Origin of the sequence: Ensifer sp. R-19, from assembly GCF_049905105.1 — a bacterium.
GTDB lineage: Bacteria > Pseudomonadota > Alphaproteobacteria > Rhizobiales > Rhizobiaceae > Ensifer.
The window spans coordinates 258,018-274,536 of the sequence record NZ_CP184570.1; the positions used below are offsets into that span (position 1 = coordinate 258,018).

At 55.3% G+C, this 16,519-nt stretch carries 18 protein-coding genes and 1 pseudogene; 14 read left to right on the forward strand and 5 right to left on the reverse strand.

The genetic code is table 11. The features are described 5' to 3' along the window. Positions 1-45: 45 nt before the first annotated feature. From ACN9MO_RS20635 to ACN9MO_RS20665, 7 genes are all read left to right on the forward strand, one after another. Positions 46-2,385: a glycosyltransferase gene (locus ACN9MO_RS20635; protein ID WP_425987509.1), complete on the forward strand. Its 2,340-nt coding sequence runs from the start codon at positions 46-48 to the stop codon at positions 2,383-2,385. A gap of 22 nt (positions 2,386-2,407) precedes the next feature. Further along, entirely contained in the window at positions 2,408-2,998 is a 591-nt protein-coding gene (locus ACN9MO_RS20640) for an acyltransferase (RefSeq protein WP_141679292.1), read from the forward strand. Between the two features lie 88 nt (positions 2,999-3,086). Continuing rightward, on the forward strand, positions 3,087-3,884 hold the full coding sequence (locus ACN9MO_RS20645; RefSeq protein WP_425987512.1) for an ABC transporter permease: 798 nt from the start codon (positions 3,087-3,089) through the stop codon (positions 3,882-3,884). Beyond that, positions 3,881-4,534 (forward strand): ABC transporter ATP-binding protein, encoded by a 654-nt coding sequence (locus ACN9MO_RS20650; protein WP_110881125.1) that lies wholly within the window; start codon positions 3,881-3,883, stop codon positions 4,532-4,534. The genes ACN9MO_RS20645 and ACN9MO_RS20650 overlap by 4 nt, the downstream gene beginning before the upstream one ends. A gap of 45 nt (positions 4,535-4,579) precedes the next feature. Next, positions 4,580-5,812 (forward strand): hypothetical protein, encoded by a 1,233-nt coding sequence (locus ACN9MO_RS20655; RefSeq protein ID WP_425987514.1) that lies wholly within the window; start codon positions 4,580-4,582, stop codon positions 5,810-5,812. 67 nt (positions 5,813-5,879) lie between these two features. Next, entirely contained in the window at positions 5,880-6,917 is a 1,038-nt protein-coding gene (locus ACN9MO_RS20660; RefSeq protein WP_425987516.1) for a hypothetical protein, read from the forward strand. A 2-nt stretch (positions 6,918-6,919) separates the two neighbouring features. Then, on the forward strand, positions 6,920-8,248 hold the full coding sequence (locus ACN9MO_RS20665) for a hypothetical protein (protein ID WP_425987518.1): 1,329 nt from the start codon (positions 6,920-6,922) through the stop codon (positions 8,246-8,248). A gap of 78 nt (positions 8,249-8,326) precedes the next feature. On the opposite strand, the pseudogene ACN9MO_RS20670 reads toward ACN9MO_RS20665, so the two are convergent. Both ACN9MO_RS20670 and ACN9MO_RS20675 read right to left on the reverse strand, forming a co-directional pair. After that, a pseudogene (locus tag ACN9MO_RS20670) lies at positions 8,327-8,580 on the reverse strand (UPF0149 family protein); the annotation flags it as partial. Next, positions 8,523-8,918, reverse strand: a complete 396-nt coding sequence (locus ACN9MO_RS20675; RefSeq protein WP_425987520.1) for a transposase — start codon at positions 8,916-8,918, stop codon at positions 8,523-8,525. The gene ACN9MO_RS20675 and the pseudogene ACN9MO_RS20670, both read right to left, overlap by 58 nt. Before the next feature lie 263 nt (positions 8,919-9,181). Here ACN9MO_RS20675 and tnpA point away from each other — a divergent pair, with 263 nt between their 5' ends. From tnpA to ACN9MO_RS20700, 5 genes are all read left to right on the forward strand, one after another. Beyond that, positions 9,182-9,652 carry an IS66-like element accessory protein TnpA gene (gene tnpA, locus ACN9MO_RS20680; protein ID WP_425987522.1) on the forward strand — a complete coding sequence of 157 codons (471 nt, stop codon included), beginning with the start codon at positions 9,182-9,184 and terminating at the stop codon, positions 9,650-9,652. Then, complete coding sequence (tnpB, locus tag ACN9MO_RS20685; RefSeq protein WP_425987524.1) at positions 9,649-10,005, forward strand: IS66 family insertion sequence element accessory protein TnpB; 357 nt, start codon at positions 9,649-9,651, stop codon at positions 10,003-10,005. The genes tnpA and tnpB overlap by 4 nt, the downstream gene beginning before the upstream one ends. Positions 10,006-10,053: 48 nt before the next feature. After that, the gene (tnpC, locus tag ACN9MO_RS20690; RefSeq protein WP_425987526.1) at positions 10,054-11,628 is read left to right on the forward strand and encodes an IS66 family transposase; all 1,575 of its coding nucleotides are present in this window, start codon (positions 10,054-10,056) and stop codon (positions 11,626-11,628) included. Further along, positions 11,625-12,188: a YecA family protein gene (locus ACN9MO_RS20695; protein WP_425987528.1), complete on the forward strand. Its 564-nt coding sequence runs from the start codon at positions 11,625-11,627 to the stop codon at positions 12,186-12,188. The genes tnpC and ACN9MO_RS20695 overlap by 4 nt, the downstream gene beginning before the upstream one ends. Positions 12,189-12,275: 87 nt before the next feature. Then, entirely contained in the window at positions 12,276-12,587 is a 312-nt protein-coding gene (locus ACN9MO_RS20700) for a helix-turn-helix domain-containing protein (RefSeq protein WP_425988304.1), read from the forward strand. On the opposite strand, the gene ACN9MO_RS20705 is transcribed toward ACN9MO_RS20700, so the two are convergent. From ACN9MO_RS20705 to ACN9MO_RS20715, 3 genes are read right to left on the reverse strand one after another with little or no spacing between them, the layout of a single operon-like run. Next, positions 12,468-13,676 (reverse strand): HAD-IIIA family hydrolase, encoded by a 1,209-nt coding sequence (locus ACN9MO_RS20705; RefSeq protein WP_425987530.1) that lies wholly within the window; start codon positions 13,674-13,676, stop codon positions 12,468-12,470. The genes ACN9MO_RS20700 and ACN9MO_RS20705 overlap by 120 nt on opposite strands. Then, positions 13,663-14,265 (reverse strand): SIS domain-containing protein, encoded by a 603-nt coding sequence (locus tag ACN9MO_RS20710; protein ID WP_425987532.1) that lies wholly within the window; start codon positions 14,263-14,265, stop codon positions 13,663-13,665. Before ACN9MO_RS20710 ends, ACN9MO_RS20705 begins: the two co-directional genes overlap by 14 nt. Continuing rightward, on the reverse strand, positions 14,247-15,296 hold the full coding sequence (locus ACN9MO_RS20715; RefSeq protein WP_425988307.1) for a hypothetical protein: 1,050 nt from the start codon (positions 15,294-15,296) through the stop codon (positions 14,247-14,249). The genes ACN9MO_RS20710 and ACN9MO_RS20715 overlap by 19 nt, the downstream gene beginning before the upstream one ends. 328 nt (positions 15,297-15,624) lie before the next feature. On the opposite strand from ACN9MO_RS20715, the gene ACN9MO_RS20720 reads away from it, so the two are divergent. Together ACN9MO_RS20720 and ACN9MO_RS20725 are read left to right on the forward strand one after the other, a co-directional pair. Further along, a complete protein-coding gene (locus ACN9MO_RS20720) occupies positions 15,625-15,795 on the forward strand; it encodes a hypothetical protein (protein WP_425987534.1) in 171 nt (56 codons plus the stop codon). 43 nt (positions 15,796-15,838) lie between these two features. Further along, complete coding sequence (locus tag ACN9MO_RS20725; RefSeq protein WP_425987536.1) at positions 15,839-16,504, forward strand: hypothetical protein; 666 nt, start codon at positions 15,839-15,841, stop codon at positions 16,502-16,504. Positions 16,505-16,519: the final 15 nt, after the last annotated feature.

Here is a 16,519-nt window from a genome sequence, read left to right on the forward strand (position 1 = left end):
TTCGCCCGCACAAGTGATTATCGATTCTGCATGCCGAGGCCCCCGATGCGAAACGTAGTAGTGGCTGTGCCATTTTACCGAAACAGTAATTTGGTAAAGCCCATGCTTTCGTCACTGCTCGCATGCCGCGATGATTTGACACGCCTGCAGGCAACGGTAATCGCGGTTATCGATTCACCGGAAGACCGCCAACTCATCGATGCGGTCAACTCGTTCCGCGAGCGGTTCCTGGGGGTGTGCCCGTTCGACATAATCATAAATGAGCAGAACTTGGGGTTCATCCGATCTGTAAACCTTGTGTTGGCGAGGGTCCTGCATGACCAGCGCGATGTTTTGCTTCTCAACTCCGACGCTCTGGCTTACCCTGGCGCTCTGTCGGAAATGCACGACGTTGCCTACTCTGACCATATGATCGGCTTTGTAAGCCCCAGATCCAACAATGCCACTATATGCTCGCTGCCCTACGCAGACAGCTTCCGGGACCTCACCCCGGAGGCTTCGTATGACAACTTCCTTGCGCTAAGGGATCGACTGCCTCGATTGCAATACGTCCCGGTGGTCGTCGGTTTTGCGATGTACATCAAGTTTGAGATGGTGTCGGAATTCGGCTTTTTTGATCTGGCCTATGGCATGGGCTATAACGAAGAAAACGATCTCATCATGCGCGCCAACCGGTGCGGCTATCGTGCAGCAATCGCAAACCACGCTTTTGTCTATCATGAGGGTGAAAAGTCGTTCGGCCTTCTGGCGGAAAAGAAGGCGGCCCGAGAGGCGCTGAACTCCAAATTACTCAATACTCGTTTCCCGGAATATGAACGTACGCTTCAACGATATTTTTCGTCAGCGCAGTTCAAGGCTTACCGGTTGCTTGATTCTCTCGTGAGGGACGGAGAAAGCATAAATGTGGCGTTCGATTTGCGGCATTTTCGTACGGCGCATAACGGTACGTTCGAGGCCGCGATCAAGATAATGTTGGAGTTCAAAGAGGCGGCTAGGAACCTAAACGTCTTTGCGATCTGCAGCGAGGAAGTGTTCGCATTTCATCGTCTTCACGAGGTTCCAGCGCTCAAACGACTGGATCAACGTGACGACCGACTGTTGGCGGCGATTATTCGTATCGGGCAACCGTTTCGCGCCGAGGATATTACCTGGCTCAGATTGAGAGCCCCAGTCGTGGCAATTTTCATGCTGGATACGATCGCGCTCGACTGTGCCTATCTCGATGATGTTGAGTTGGAACGACTCTGGCGAGCTACGTTGAATGCAGCCGATATTGTCCTCTACAACAGCAGCTACACCAGAGATCAGTTCAATAAGAGATTTGTCATTCCGGAAGATCTGGCTCAGGTCGTCGCTCTGCATTCAACCGATGTTGCCGAGTATAGTGGGAAATCCGACGCCTCTCGCGAGGGATATATTCTAGTTGTAGGAAATGAGTTTCAACACAAGTTTGTGCAAGAAGCTGTGCGGAGACTTCGAGAGGCGGGATCTCTGCAGCTCATGGTTCTGGGTGTGGCCGGTAAGTCGGACGATCGAGTGAGATATGTCCAGGGCGGAAACCTGACGCAGGCAGAAGTGGACGCCCTGTATCAGGGAGCCCGGTGTGTCTGTTTTCCGTCGCACTATGAAGGATTTGGTTTTCCGGTGGTCAATGCGCTCGCGCATCGGCGGCCGATTGTTGCGCGCGATATGCCTGTCTACGGCGAGATCGCCGATGCCACGCCCCATCGCGGGAATATTCATCTGTTCAAAACGTCAGACGAAATGATCCGCCTGCTTCAGCCGGGCGTGGTCAATTGGACCTCAGAGGAGGTCAGTGTTGAGCCGATCCGCTGGCGTGATACGGCAGAAGCGCTTTCTCTTGCGGTTTCAGAAGCTGTTGCGTCTCAAAGCCATGCTCGTTTGGAGCAAAGAATACGGGCTGTGGAGCCCGCGCTCGCCGGGAAAGGTGGTGCAACCGAAAAACTGCTGTCTCTACTCTCCGTCGTGGTCGGCTCAAAATGGAAAAAAAAAATTCGACTCATTAAGGGGCGCCCCTTTCTTTTGGCGAAGGCTCGGGTTGAGCGTCAGCTTGTGAAATCGTCGATCTTCTTCGACGAAAAGTTTTACAAGGAAGCCTACGGCGACGTTTCCGAATCCGGAGTGGATTGTGCCAAGCATTTCTGCTCGATTGGTTGGAAGGAGGGGAGAAATCCGAGTATATACTTTGACGCGAGTTGGTATATCTCGAAAAACTCAGATGTTGCACGGTCAGGCATGAATCCGCTCGTTCATTACTTATGTTATGGCTTGTTCGAGCGGCGTCCAATTAAGTTTCTTGAAGACGGTTCTGAGTTTGTCTTGGATTATGTAGAAACGCGCAGCCGTTTCGGCACAGGCTCGTAAAGCGATATATGTTGGTGTGCACATGATTGAAATCACTGAGGAATTTCCAGGCGAGAACCGGCTCGAAATTGATGAGCATGTGCAGACGGCGCTGAATGGTAGGATGGTTGTTCGCGGGAAAAACAACACTGTCCGCATCCACCCCCCGCGAATGTGCTATAATATGTACATAGAACTTTCAGGTTCAAATTACCTGGAAATTGGTGAAGGCTGTGTATTCCACGGGCAGTCGATCCATTTGCTCGCACCCGGACGCTTGATTATTGGTGGCGGATGCGGATTTAACGGGCATTCGAATATACAGATGCATGAGGCTGCCAATATCGTGATCGGTAAAGACTGCCTCTTTGCCGGAAATGTCATGATTTCGTCCAGCCACGTTCACAAGATCTATAGTCTCGATACGGGCGAGCGATTGAATCCGCCGGGCGATATACATATAAGTGATCGGGTATGGATTTCCGAAGGCGCCAGCGTGTGGGGAGGCGCATTGCTTGGATCGGAATCGGTTGTTGGAAAAGACACTTATGTGTCCAAGGCGTTCCCCAGCAACTGTATAATTGCCGGAAATCCTGCCCGGGTCATACGAGAGCGCATAACCTGGAAATTTTGACGGAACACTTGAGTGGGTTACCCGGTTGGCCGTGGTGTTGACAACATTTGGTGCTCCTTGGTGATCGACCCTCACAATGGAAATCTCGATGCCGAGCGCCCAAAGTCAAACGCTTGCCGGAATTCTTCGGCTTCGTGTTAATGTCATCCTCGCATTGATTCTTCGCGACATGCGCACGCGCTTTGGTCGTTCGCACCTAGGTTACTTGATCGCGATCGGGTGGCCACTGGCGCACTTGGTCAGCATCGTCGGCGTCGCGGCATTCATCAACAAGGTCATGCCTCTGGGAACAGACCCGGCCATATTTGTGGCCACCGGTGCGCTGCCCTACATTCTGTGTCTGTATCCTGCCAGGATGATCGGGCAGGCGATTGTGTCCAACAAGCCGCTGTTTCTGTTCCCCATCGTAACTGTCTTCGATGTGATGGCGTCTCGAATCCTCATAGAATTCATTACGGCTTTTATTGTCGTGATCATATTCGGCTCAGGTCTCTATGTGTTGGGTGTCGACATCGTTCCGCTGGATGCTACCGTCGCGATGTCGGCGATTTTGGCAACGGTATTCTTTTCTATATCTGTTGGAGTGCTCAGCACCGTGATCACATCCATTTTTCCTTTTTGGGGAATTGGGTTCGTGGTCATTATGGTGCTGCTGTACGGGTTTGCAGGCGTCTTTGTCTTGCCCACCAGCCTATCGCAGGGAATGCGAGAACTTATGTGGTATAATCCACTGTTCCACTGTGTCGAGTGGATCCGCTCCGCCTACTACGAGGGATATGGCGACGATATGCTATCAAGATCGTATTTGCTGTGGTCAGCTGCGACGGCACTGTTGTTGGGACTTCTGGGGGAGCGCTTTGTTCGAGGGAAGCTGCTGCTGTCATGATACAACTGCACGACGTCTATAAGTTCTACCGAATTCGGGGCAGCAAGAAGGTGATCCTAAATCACGTTTCGACCGAGTTCAGGGCCGGTATCTCCTACGCTATCTTAGGCATCAACGGCGCCGGCAAGTCGACGACGATGCGAATGCTCGCCGGGACCGAGTTGCCCAACTCCGGCAGGGTGAAACGGTCCGCGCGGATATCGTGGCCACTCGGCTTTGCCGGAGGGCTACACGGCGCCTTGACGGGGCGGGAGAACGTGCAATTCGTTGCGCGTATCTATGGTCACGACCCACAGAAGGCCGTATCTTTTGTCGAGGATTTTGCCGAGATCGGCGCTTACATTGACGAACCTTACCGCACCTATTCCTCTGGAATGGCGCAGCGGTTGGCGTTTGGCCTCTCCATGGCGATTGACTTCGAGTGTTATCTCATCGATGAGGTTACCGCAGTCGGTGATGCACGATTCCAGGCGCGCTGCAATGAAGAGTTCGCCAAGCGGCGCGAGAGGTCAGACATCATTATGGTTTCGCATTCGATGGAAACCATCCGTTCCTATTGTAGCCGGGCGATCGTCCTGGCGCACGGCCTCGCTCATGAGTTCTCTGACGTCGATGACGCCATCGAACTCTACAAGCAGTTGAACCGCTAAACTAAGTTGCGACGAATGGAGCCTGTGAGGGTCAGACAAGCGCAATTGCTTTCGCCGGAAGATGCCCGCGAACGGTCGAGACTGATCTCGCTCGAGCTGCGACGTGTTGCGCGAAAGGCCCGAGCGTCGCGCTCGACGGTGAGGGGCGGGTTTCGGCCGCGCCGGTCCGACAAATTGTTTCGCGGTTTCCTCATCGGTAGTTTCCTGACTATCTTTTTGGTGCCGTTTGTCGCGGCTTGCGTCTATTTTGGATACCTTGCGTCAAATCAGTACATTTCCGAGGCTCGTTTCTCGGTGCGCTCCGGAGAGGGTTCCGGTGTTCTTGCGGGGTTGTCGGACCTGGTTGGATTGGGCCAAGGAAAGGATGCCTTGGTCGTCGCGGATTACATTGAGAGCCGCGCTCTCCTTGATGCTTTGCAGGACAAACTTGATGTTCGCGGCATGTTCTCTCGCGACGAGGCGGACTACCTTGCCAGATTGAATTCCGATGCGCCGGCCGAGAAATTCCTCAAGTACTGGAAGAACAAGGTAGACATATCCGTCGACAGGAATTCGGGGTTGGCGACACTCAAAGTCCGGGCATTCTCGTCGGCGGACAGCTTGACCCTTACATCAGCGATTTTGGGCATGTCGGAGGCATTGGCCAACGACCTGACCAGGCGTAACGAACAAGATGCTTTGGCGGATAGTAAAAAAGAGCTTGAAAGAGCCAAGAATAAGCTTGAAGTCGCCATTGCGAACTTGCGCGACGAGCGCAACAAGGCGGGTGTCCTGGACGTCGCGGTGACGGCAAAGGCCTATGGGCAGATTGTTACGGCACTTCGCCTGGAGTTGTCCAAGATCGAGCTGAGCATCGAGTCGCTCAAGCGCAACAACGCGCAGAACTCTCCGCAACTCGCAACCTTGACGAACCATGCCTCATCGCTTCAAGAGCAGATTCGCTCCTACGAAGACGCTATGGCGTCCCAGTCGACTACGTCTCCGAATGACAGCAACGAGACGTTGGCCGAACGAGCCACGTTGTTGCAGGAGAAGGAAATCGAACTCAACATTGCGCAACTTGAATATCAGAGCGCCACTACGGAGTATGAAAAGGCTAGGCTCGTGGCCGAGCGACAAAGAGCATATCTTTTGACATATGTGGCGCCCCGCTTGGCGGAAGAGGCGCTTTATCCGCGTCGGCTGCTGATGATCACGGTATTTGGGGTGGTTGGTTTCTTGGTCTGGTCAATTGCCGCTGGTATAGCGTTGCTCGTCCGCGATCACATGGCGCCATAGTGAGGGATTTGATTTGTTCTTCAATATAGATGCTGACACAGGCGCTTCTGTTACTGGATGGTTGATCATGGACAATCCGGCCGAAGTCCCTGAGTTCACGGTTGATATCCCTGAGCGAAAGCAACTGTCGTTTAAGGCGAATGTGCTCCGGCACGACCTTCTGAGCCTTGGCGTCCATGCCACAGGTCTCGCGGGGTTCTCCCTCGATGAGCAACTAGTCCCTGATCTGTTTGAACTTAGCGATTTCACGCTCTCTGAAGCGTCGACCGGTCTACCGATCTATCGTCGGTACAATTCCGATATTCACCGGCCATTGAAGTTCATGTTCCTGGAGGTGGCCGCTTTTCCTCAAGTAAGGATCATGCGAGCGTTGATGCCGCATTTTACTCTTCGCTACCCCTTTATGGAACGCTGTACTCTAGATACGACAAATGCCGTAATCGCGCATAACTTCACTCCGTCTATATTTGCTGCTGGCCAAATCAATTGGCCGCGACACGGCAGTTTTGCCAGAGAGAAGGGCTTTATGAGTGCGGCCCTGATTAGGGATCCCTTTGAAGAGCTCGCTGAGAGACTTTTGTTTCTCACCTATCTCTCGAAGCAGCCATCGGCCGCTGCGCAGGGGAAGAATTATGCCGTTCTGCTGCCAATAGTTGAGGGTGCCGATCTGTCGGATACGCACTCCATATTAGCTGCATTTCGAAAGCTCTCGCCCGAACAACGCCGTCTGCTGCGATCGCCAATGACGGCCTTGTTTGGCTGTACGCCTGACGAGGATGTGCAGAGACGACATGTCAGTGTGGCATTGGACAACTTGGCTCTGTTTGATGCTGTGGGGACACGCGAGCAATTTGCTGACTTCGCGGAGTGTGTCGATGGACTGATAGGAGTTCGGGCGTTCGGTTCCCATTCAATGGAAAAGCTGCCTGGGACGGACGGTTTGCAGTCGATCTTGCGCGATATAGGGTTTGTCGCCGATCTGCTTGATGAAGACATTGCGCTTCACAATTTTGTCAAGGACGCTGTAAAAGAGGGCTTGCAGCAGGAAAGAAGAGGATCAGAAGGCTCGCAAGAATTCGTTTCCCTCAACAGCAGGGTTAGCTAACGATGCTCTCAAGAGTTTTGCGGCGCACGGGCCCTTCAAATCAGCCGGATGATCAAGAACTTGAAGTTCCTGTCAATTTGCAGGCTCACGTTTCAAGGGGTGCGCTATCCAGCGTTCCAGAGAAGCTCAACGCCTTACGCCAGGACCTACGGCGAAGGTTAAATGAGCGTGATCTGATACCTTTTGTATCCTCGTCTCCAGACGCAAAAAGCGGCTCAGGTGGTTCGCTGCTTGGCACTTTCATTCTTGCGGTTGTTCTGCCGACTGTTCTTGCTTTCTTATACTATGCGGTTTGGGCGTCCGATGTATTTGTCGCTGAAGCAAAGCTAACAGTTAAACAAGCGGTCGCGGGTGGCGCCAAAACAGATGCAGGTTCAATCCTGGGCGGTTTGGGAATTGGGCCGATCAATCTGGGCAAGGCGCAAGCGACGACCCAGGACGCGATGATGATTCTTGACTACATCAAGAGTCGAGCGATTGTTCAGGACGTCGGCGGCAAGGAGCGTATGGCCTCCATCTATGCCAAGCCGAGTGTCGACTGGTTTTCTCGGTTGAACCCGGACAACAACCTTGAGGAAAACTGGGAATACTGGAAGGAACGCGTAACGGTCTCTGTGGATACGGTTTCGAGCATACTCACCTTGCGGGTTAGGGCATACACTCCAGAAGACGCGCTCAAGCTGGCGCAAGCGATCGTCGCGAAAAGTGAAGTCCTGGTCAACGAGCTTTCGCGGCGAAACCGCACGGATGCGATGACCAGAGCGGAGGAGGAGGTGCAGCGCGCAGCCGAGAAACTTGTCGACGCGCGCGCTTCGGTTCTGGCGTTTCAGCAGCGAAGCGGCTCGATCGATCCTCTAGAGTCCGCAAAGAGAATAACAGAGAATGTTTCTGCGCTAACACTTCAGAAGATCGACCTTGAAACCCAAATCGCGACCGCTTCCGCAAACGGAGTTGCGGGGCGCCCAGGCGAAAAGTATATCCAGTCGCGACTTGCCGCTGTCAACGAGCAACTTGCGATTCTCGAAGATCGACTAACTGGCCCCGCAAACGACGATAGTCTTTCAGCGCAACTAAAAGACTATCAGCTCTTGAGGTTGCAGGAGGAATTCTCCGAGCGCATGTATTCGCTCGCGCGTTCTAGTTACGAGGAGGCAAGGAGAAACCTCGATCGCCAGCAGTTGTATGTCGCTGTCATCGTACCTCCCCTGTTGCCGGAATACGCACTCTATCCACGAATATTTGCTGATACCGGATTGGTGTTTCTTAGTTGCCTTGTGCTTTGGGGGATTGCAGGTCTCTTGATCGCAAGCGTAAAAGACAGTGTGAGCTAGCGTGCGCGTGGTTAATCGTGAGCGCGACGAGCAGCCCACGGCTTTCGTCTGTTAACGGACGAGGAGCCGTCCGTTGTTTCAGAACTTCTGCTTTGCGCGCTTTGGCATGAAGTAGCTTTGGATATTGACGAGGGCTTCGGCGGCAGCGGCAGCATCCTCGTGGGTGGTGGGCCGCTGAGTTTTGCGGATTGCTGCGATGATATCGCCGGTGACGGCATGGCCGCATGGCCGCGAATGACGGGCCGCCACAGCTTGGGGGCGAACCCGGTTCCTATCAGAAAGCAGACGTCCCAGTCCATGGCATCGAAGGTTCGATCATCGATCCTGAGGCGTTTCGGCGAGGCTTTGACCGGTTGGCCGCGCGGCAGGAAAGGAGCAAGCCGCTGTTCGACGGTGAGCGATGGGGTGGACGCTCCCACCTGAACAGCCGGATCCGCCGAGAAGGATCGTTGTCCGGCACGAGCATTGCGGCGCCAGCCAAATAATTGCGACGGATGTATTCCTGCGCAATCGCCGAAACGCTTGTGCCGGGCTCCATTGCCTCAGCCACGGCCCGCTCCTTGAATTCATCGGACCACCGCCGCCGAAACTGCCGCGGCGCACCCTCAAGCCGTTCCGGAACGGCTTCGATCATATGGAAGTTTCTAGTTCCAGAGCTAGGCGCAGACATAGAAGCTCACAGTCTGTGAATCGTCTGTCCGCAATACAGGCGCCCGCGCTACCTACGCCAGATGGGGTCAGCTTGCCGCTTACGTTTGAAAGTTTGAATCTTCCCCAGGTGCTGCGGCCGCCGGTCTTCCGGGGCGCGCCCCGGAAGACCGGCGGCGCGTCATCGCCGATACTCCTTCCGATGTGAGCGCGACGAACACCCCACCTTTCCTTTTGTGAGTGAGGCCGCGAGATAAGCTCCTTCATCGACGGGAGTGGAACGGGATGGTTGGAGATCGCGCTGATGCCATGCTTGAAGCCATGGATGAAGGCATGCATGAAGCCAGGCATGATGGAAAGTATCGCCGGATCGAGATGATCACCGGTCGGCGCCAGCGGCGGAATTGGACCGACGAAGAGAAGGCGCGGATCCTTGCCGAAAGTGCAGAACCCGACGTGAACATCTCGGCCCTCGCCCGGCGCTGGGGCGTCAATCGCGGCTTGCTGAATGTCTGGCGCCGCGAAGCTGGATTGACCTTTCGACGATCCGCGCAAGCCGGCGCGCAGCAGGCCATGTTCGTGCCGGTGACCGTGGTTGGAGAACGAACGCCGCCCCAGAGCGCGTCGTCGGATATCGCTTCCGTTGCTTCCGGTCGCATCGAGATCGAGATCGCCGGCGCGCGCATGACCGTGATCGGGTCGGTGGCGCCGGAGTTGGCGCAGGCGATCGTGGCGGCGTTGCGAGGGCGCCGGTGATCGGACTTTCGCCGAATGGCGTGAAGATCATGGTGGCGACGCAGCCTGTCGACTTCCGGCGCGGCATGAATGGCCTTGTTGCGCTGGTGGCATCAGCCCTTGCGGCCGATCCCTATTGTGGTGACGCGTTCGTGTTCCGCGCCAAGCGGTGCGATCGTCTGCGCTGCATTTATTGGGACGGGTCGGGCATGATCCTGGCGACGAAGTGGTTGGAGGCTGGCAAGTTCGTTTGGCCACCGATCCGCGATGGCGCGATGCAGATGAGCAGCCAGGAGTTCTCACTTTTGCTGGCCGGTATTGACTGGACGCGGGTCAAGCGAAACGTCGTAAAGCGGCCGACGAAAGCGGGCTGATCCTATTGGATTTGCTTGAAGATTCATGATCATGTGCTAGGGTCTGCCATGCCGCTTCGACCCGACCCTTTGCCTCAGGATGCCGCGCAATTGAGCCGGATCATTCTCTCGCTCGATGCGGAGAATGCCGACCTCAAGGCGCGCGTTGCCTTCCTGGAGGGTCAGCTCATTGGCCCGAAATCGGAGAAGATGACGGCGATCGACCCGACGCAGGCGACGCTTGACCTTGGCGATCTTGGCGACATTCCCGCGGCGGCCAATGACGATGTTGCACCCGTCGCCGAGGTGACAAAGCAGGAGCGGCGATTGCCGTCGCGCAACATCGGTCGTTTGCCCAAGCATCTCCCACGGTATGAAGAGGTCATCGAGCCGGAGAGCAAGGTTTGCCCGTGCTGCTCGTTCGAGCTTCATTGCATCGGCACGGATGTCAGCGAAGCGCTCGACATCGTGCCTGCGGTTGTCCGGGTGAAACGGACAATCCGGCCGCGCTATGCATGCCGGGCCTGCGAGAGCGTCATGGTCCAGGCTTCGGCGCCGGCGCGCGTAATGGATGGCGGCATGGTGACCACGGCATTTGCTGCCCATGTCGCCGTTTCGAAGTTCGCCTGGCATTTGCCGCTGCATCGCCAGGCGCAGATGCTTGCCTCCTGCGGCGTGATCATCGATCGCGGCACGCTCGGCGCCTGGGTGACGCGGGTCGCCTGGTGGCTTGAGCTTCTCTATGATGCGCTGCTTGCCTTCATCCGCTCGCAGCCGAGGGTATTTTGTGATGAGACGCCGCTGCCGCGGCTTGATCCGGGGCGGAAACGAACCAAGGTCTGTCAGTTGTGGGCTCAGGCGGTCGATGACCGGCCGTGGAATGGTCTGGCGCCGCCCGCGGTGGCCTATACTTTTGCCGAAAGCCGCAGCGCTCGCGAGGTCGAGGGGCAACTGTCGTCGTTTGCCTGCGTGCTTCAAGTTGACGGATACCAAGCCTATAAAACTTTGGCCAAGCGCCGTGGGAAGAGCAATGTCGCCCCCATGCGACTGGCCTTCTGCCTTGCCCACGCACGACGCAAGTTCGTCGAAGTCGTCAAGATGACCGGGTCTGCTGAGGCCCTGTCGATCCTGGCCAGGATTGCCGAGATCTATCGCATCGAAGCGAAACTGCGCGGCGAAAGTGCCGATACCCGGCTCACGGTACGTCGTCGCGAGACAGCGCCCGTCATGAGCGAACTGAAGGCCCAACTCACCGAACTGAGCGACGAGGTGTCGGCGAAATCGGCGCTGGGCAAGGCCGTCTCCTACACGCTCAACCACTGGAGCGGGTTGGCAGCCTTCCTCGATGATGGCCGGATCGAAGTGGACTCCAATGTGGTCGAGCGTTCGATGAAATCGGTGGCTCTGACGAGGAAGAATTCGTTGTTCGTGGGCAACGAACGCGGCGGCAAGTCCTTCGCGGTCCTGGCATCGCTCGTCAACACGGCAAAGCTAAACGGCGTGGATCCTGAAAAATGGCTTGCCGATGTGCTGGAACGCATCATCTCCGGCAAAGTGAAAGCCGACCGGATGGAAAGCCTCTTGCCGTGGGCTTGGAAGGCGGAACGCGAGGACATTGCAGATCGGGAGCGACGGGCGGCATGACACAGAACAGCCAAGCGACGACGACACGACCGAAGCTCGATGACGAGGCGTTCGAAGCCTTCATCAGGGCACGTCGTCCGGTGTCGCCGATCTGGTCGATGAGCGGTCTCGATGGCTATCTCACGGCTCTCATCATCGGTCCGAAGTTTATCGACCCACGTCAGTGGATCCCGGAGCTGACTGGCCCAGAGGCCCTGAACCTGCCAATGGAAACAACCGAACATCGGGCCGTGCAGACGATCGTTGCAGAGTACAACCGGATATCGGCAAGCCTCGCCGAAAGACCGAAAGACCATCGGCCCAGGTTCACCAGGATCGATGATCAGACCTTTGATCCCTTCGATTGGGACCTCTGCTTTCTTTTAGGAACAAGGTACGCGCCCAAGCTTTGGCAGCCCGTCCTTCGAGGTCATGCCGTCACTGGCGATATCGTCGCGCCTATCCGCAAGCTCGGCGAGGCAAAACGGAAAGCGACCCGCCAGGATGCTGCTGAGGTCGCCGAAGCACTCGTCAATATCCGAAGCTATTTTATGCCGAAGCGGGCAAAGCAGAAGTTCTGAGAAAAATCGCTGTTGCCGTTGCGTCAACGCCCAAAGCAGTGGGCTGTTCGTCGCGCTCACCTTCCGATGGTCGGAAGGGGGATTTTGGTGATCAAGCTGAGGGAGACGATCATGATCCTGGATCTGCATCAGCAGGGCCTGACGGTGTCGGCAATTTCCAGAGAAACGGGTATCGATCGCAAGACGGTGCGCAAATATATCGAACGGGGTCTTTGCGCACTCTCGAATCGCAAGAAGCGCGAGCGCGACCCTTATCTCACTCTGCTTCCGGTGCTCGCGCTAGGCGGAAAGGATGTCGCCAACCAGTTGATCCAGGTTCCCACCAGCATAGACGAAGCCCTCGATTCCAGCCCTGTTAGCTGCCTCAATATCGGTAGGTTTGTCTCCGATCAAAAATGATCGTTCAACATCGACGGACCAATTCGTCATCAGATCGATTATCATTCCAGGCTCTGGTTTACGCCAAGGATGAGCTCTATCGTAGTGTTTCAGCGGTGCGCCAAGCAAGAATGGACAGTAACGCCAGTCATCCACGTGAGCTCCTAATGAGCGCAGACGGCGCTGCATCTCTGTGTGGAAGGTCGTCACAGCGCTTTCTTCGTAATAGCCTCGCGCCACGCCTGATTGGTTGGTCACCACGAACACGTAGTATCCCGCGTCATTCAGCCGCTTCACAGCCATTTCAGCGCCGTCCACAAAGGATAGGTCGTCGGGCTTGTGTGTGTAACCACGATCTTGATTGAGAACGCCGTCTCTGTCGAAGAAAACCGCCGGCTTCACCAGCTGCTTCGGCACTGAATCTTGCGCGGTTGTAAAATCGTCTGGGACACCGATATCGATGAAAAAACCGTGTGTTGGAACGCCTAACACTCTACCAGCAACGGCCTGCATCGGAAGGAGATCTCGCTCCAATGAAGCTTTATCGGGAAACGACGCGACAAAGGAACGCTTAAGCAGGTAGACACCGGCATTCACATAACCAGGCCCGCCGCCTCCACGCTCGTGGAACTCAGTGACCTGCTGGCCATCGAGACGGACCACCCCATAGCGACCGGTGTCTTCCAGTGTGCGAAGGCTTAAAACTGCATCCCAATCATCCTGCGAAGAGGCAACAGCGGCCAGTTCAAGCCAATTGAAACAAAACCATGAGTCGCCGTTCAATAGGTAGAATTGCTCGTCGAGTTGCGGCAATGCAAATCGAAGAGCGCCCCCGGTTCCCATAGGGGCGGGTTCAGAAATCACCGATATCGAAACGCCCGGCGGCAGATCTTGGGCTATGTCTCGTGCAAAAACCACGATTTGATCGGATAGATAGCCCGCGAGTAGAAGGATGCGCTTGAAGCCGAATCTGATCGCTTCCTGCACCAAGTAGGAAAGAAATGGCTTGCCGCCCACCAGCAGAAGTGGTTTAGGGCACTGTTTCGTCATATCCCCAAGGCGCGTACCGAGTCCGCCAGCCAATATCACGCATTGTTCAGGTGCCGCCATTAGGATCCCCGAATATCGCTCTTTCAACCAGTCCGCATATGGAATGGGCAGCCGTAATGTGAACCTGCTGAATTAGCGGCGTTTTAGCAGACGGCACCTTCAAAATGTGATCGCAAAGGTCGTCCATACTCGATTTGGCGGCACCCGTCAGTCCGACTGTTGTGATGCCGGCGGCGCGGGCAGCCTCCAGCGCGAGGAGTATGTTCGGCGACTTTCCGGATGTTGAGATCGCGACGAACACGTCGCCCGCCTTGCCAAGACCCCGAATCTGTCGCTCAAAAACGTGCACGTAGCCATAGTCGTTACCGATGGCGGTGAGCGCAGAAGTGTCGGTCGTTAGCGCCAATCCAGCAAGAGGTGCACGGTCGAAATTCAGCCGCGATACAAATTCAGCCGCAATATGCTGAGCGTCGCCTGCACTGCCACCATTGCCCGCGAACATAATCTTGTTACCGTCCTTCAAGCTGGCAGTCATTGTCCGAGCAATAGCGACGACATTGCTGACGAAGGATGCGTCATTGGCCGTATCGCGCATCACGCTAACGGCTTCTTCAAATTCCGTGCGTACAATTACGTCCGCGTGTGCCATGCAACTGCTCCTTGCTGCGTAAAATAGACGGGTGACGCTACGCCACCAAACTTGGCCAATGCGTTCGCCAAAGGAATCCGGTCAGCAGGATCGACCATAAACATCATGAATCCGCCACCGCCCGCGCCTGAGACTTTCCCTGCTGTAGCCCCGTTGCGGCGTGCCAATTCATAAAATTCTTCAATATGCGAGTTCGAAATACTCGCAGAGGTGTTCTTCTTGTTTTGCCAGGATCTGTCCAAGATCACCGAAAACAGTCCCAACTCTCCCTTCAGAAGCGCCTGTTTCATCTCAGCCGCGTCGGTCTTTAAGCGCTGAAGACTCTCCATACCCAATAGATCTGTCGTGTTTACCGTCTTGATCTGATCTCTGATAATAATGTCAGACGATCTTGATACGCCTGTGAAGCAGATAAGCACCGAGGCCTCAAGCTCACGAACGACGGACTCTGGTATCCGGAGCGGATTCACGATTACCCGCTCCTCTTGCAGGAATTCCATATAGTTAAAGCCACCAAATGCGGCCGCATATTGATCCTGTCGCCCGCCTGCCAGGCCGAGGTCAATTCGCTCTATCTCGAATGCAATTCGCGCTACGTCATATTGGCCAAGGGGCAGATCGAACGCTTTGCCGAATGCCTCTACCATGGCAACACACAATGCCGATGACGAACCTAGTCCGGATCCAGGCGGCGCATCGATAGTTGTCACCATCCGTACAGGCGGTTTTCTTCCATCAAGAAATTGTTCGCTGATTCTATTGTAGGTAGCAATATGGAGGCTCAAGCCGTCAATTTCCCGCGGCTGACGCAAGTCGGCAACGTCAAAATGCGATTCGACACCGATGTCTGCAGCGCGAAAATGCGCTTGGCCGCCCGATTCCTTGCTCGCCACTTCAAGGTGGCAATAGGCGAACCGATCGATGGTAACATTCAGAATAGCGCCGCCATGGAGGTCGCAGAAAGGGGAGAGATCTGTGCCTCCGCCGGCAAATCCCAGTCGCAACGGGGCTCGTGCTCTAACGCCAATCATCTTGTCCAAATCTCCAAGTTCACCAATTGACTCCCGAAAGACAGCCGTTTTGGATTGCTATAGCAGCGCAAAATTGAGCCAATGAAAATTACGTTAAACGTGGCGCTTCGTAGTAGATGCAGATTCTCGCTGTCAAGATGTTTCAGCCGCGGAGAGCACCTTGGCGGATCAGGGCACCGGAGGCCAGATCCCGCCGAAGCAATGGTCGCGAGCGCTCGAAAAGATGTTGAACGAAGCGCCCAACGTGTATATCTGGCCCGACGCCTGTCGAATATTGCGACGCAACAGCCGATTCTAGCGGCCAGTGATCCTAACAGGAGGGTTGATAATGATTGTCGAAGACAAGATCGTTGTCGAAAAACTACAGCAAGTTGAAGTTGCAAATAAGCAGGTTATGGATTTAACAAAGAGGCTGGCTGCCTTAAACGAAGAGGTCGTGGCATTGAAAAATCGAATGTCGACCCTCGTCAGCTCACAGCATGTCAAACCTGCTGAGTGATGCCCCTCTTTTGTCGCAAAAAAACTAACGGGTTAAATCGGCGATGGACTTATCAGGAATTTGCTACGAGCAGGCCGGTGTAGATCTGGCAATTGCGAACAATCGTATAGTCGAGCTTTCGCTGAAAATTTCAGCTGTGGCAAAGGAACTTCAGACGCTGCGCGCGCAGTTGCAGGTTCTTCATGAAAAAGAGCGAGACGAGTTGAGGTCGAGCACCGCGGTGGCGACTTCCACTTCCGGAGAGGGCAGCCTCGGCGGGAATGTTGCGAGCGGGGCAGCAGGTATCGCTTCGCGTCTATCGCGCCGCCTCGTGTCTTCGCGTGGCAAGCGCCAGGAGGTGCTTCATTGGGGCATCGACGAGGTTTGTGGAGGTTCGCCACGCCTGCCCGGGCGGCACATTGTCAATTTGGCGGGCGAGCGAAGGCTGACAATTTCCGGTTGGGCGGTACCAGCTGATCTGCTCGCTCCGTTCGAGCGAATACAGATTATCCTCATCGGTGGAGTTGGGAAGCTCGTCAGGTCGGTTTCTGTCAAGGAGAGAGGGGACGTTGCTGACCATTTCCAACGTCCGGCCATGTCGCGATCCGGCTTCGTTTTCGAACTGGCAGCATCGGATTTGCCGCCGGGTATCTACTCAGTAGAGATAGAAGGAGAGCGCAAGGATGGCGCTACTTTGAAGTCATACGTAGGAGAGATCGAGGTTAAGTAATACCTCTGCGTTTCG

Bases quoted from the DNA above. Each gene is read 5' to 3' on its own strand.
- ACN9MO_RS20635 (WP_425987509.1), top strand. From the start codon at position 46: ATGCGAAACGTAGTAGTGGCTGTGCCATTTTACCGAAACAGTAATTTG.
- ACN9MO_RS20640 (WP_141679292.1), top strand. From the start codon at position 2,408: ATGATTGAAATCACTGAGGAATTTCCAGGCGAGAACCGGCTCGAAATT.
- ACN9MO_RS20645 (WP_425987512.1), top strand. From the start codon at position 3,087: ATGCCGAGCGCCCAAAGTCAAACGCTTGCCGGAATTCTTCGGCTTCGT.
- ACN9MO_RS20650 (WP_110881125.1), top strand. From the start codon at position 3,881: ATGATACAACTGCACGACGTCTATAAGTTCTACCGAATTCGGGGCAGC.
- ACN9MO_RS20660 (WP_425987516.1), top strand. From the start codon at position 5,880: ATGGACAATCCGGCCGAAGTCCCTGAGTTCACGGTTGATATCCCTGAG.
- ACN9MO_RS20665 (WP_425987518.1), top strand. From the start codon at position 6,920: ATGCTCTCAAGAGTTTTGCGGCGCACGGGCCCTTCAAATCAGCCGGAT.
- ACN9MO_RS20675 (WP_425987520.1), bottom strand. From the start codon at position 8,918: ATGTCTGCGCCTAGCTCTGGAACTAGAAACTTCCATATGATCGAAGCC.
- tnpA (WP_425987522.1), top strand. From the start codon at position 9,182: ATGGTTGGAGATCGCGCTGATGCCATGCTTGAAGCCATGGATGAAGGC.
- tnpC (WP_425987526.1), top strand. From the start codon at position 10,054: ATGCCGCTTCGACCCGACCCTTTGCCTCAGGATGCCGCGCAATTGAGC.
- ACN9MO_RS20695 (WP_425987528.1), top strand. From the start codon at position 11,625: ATGACACAGAACAGCCAAGCGACGACGACACGACCGAAGCTCGATGAC.
- ACN9MO_RS20705 (WP_425987530.1), bottom strand. From the start codon at position 13,676: ATGGCGGCACCTGAACAATGCGTGATATTGGCTGGCGGACTCGGTACG.
- ACN9MO_RS20710 (WP_425987532.1), bottom strand. From the start codon at position 14,265: ATGGCACACGCGGACGTAATTGTACGCACGGAATTTGAAGAAGCCGTT.
- ACN9MO_RS20715 (WP_425988307.1), bottom strand. From the start codon at position 15,296: ATGATTGGCGTTAGAGCACGAGCCCCGTTGCGACTGGGATTTGCCGGC.
- ACN9MO_RS20720 (WP_425987534.1), top strand. From the start codon at position 15,625: ATGATTGTCGAAGACAAGATCGTTGTCGAAAAACTACAGCAAGTTGAA.
- ACN9MO_RS20725 (WP_425987536.1), top strand. From the start codon at position 15,839: ATGGACTTATCAGGAATTTGCTACGAGCAGGCCGGTGTAGATCTGGCA.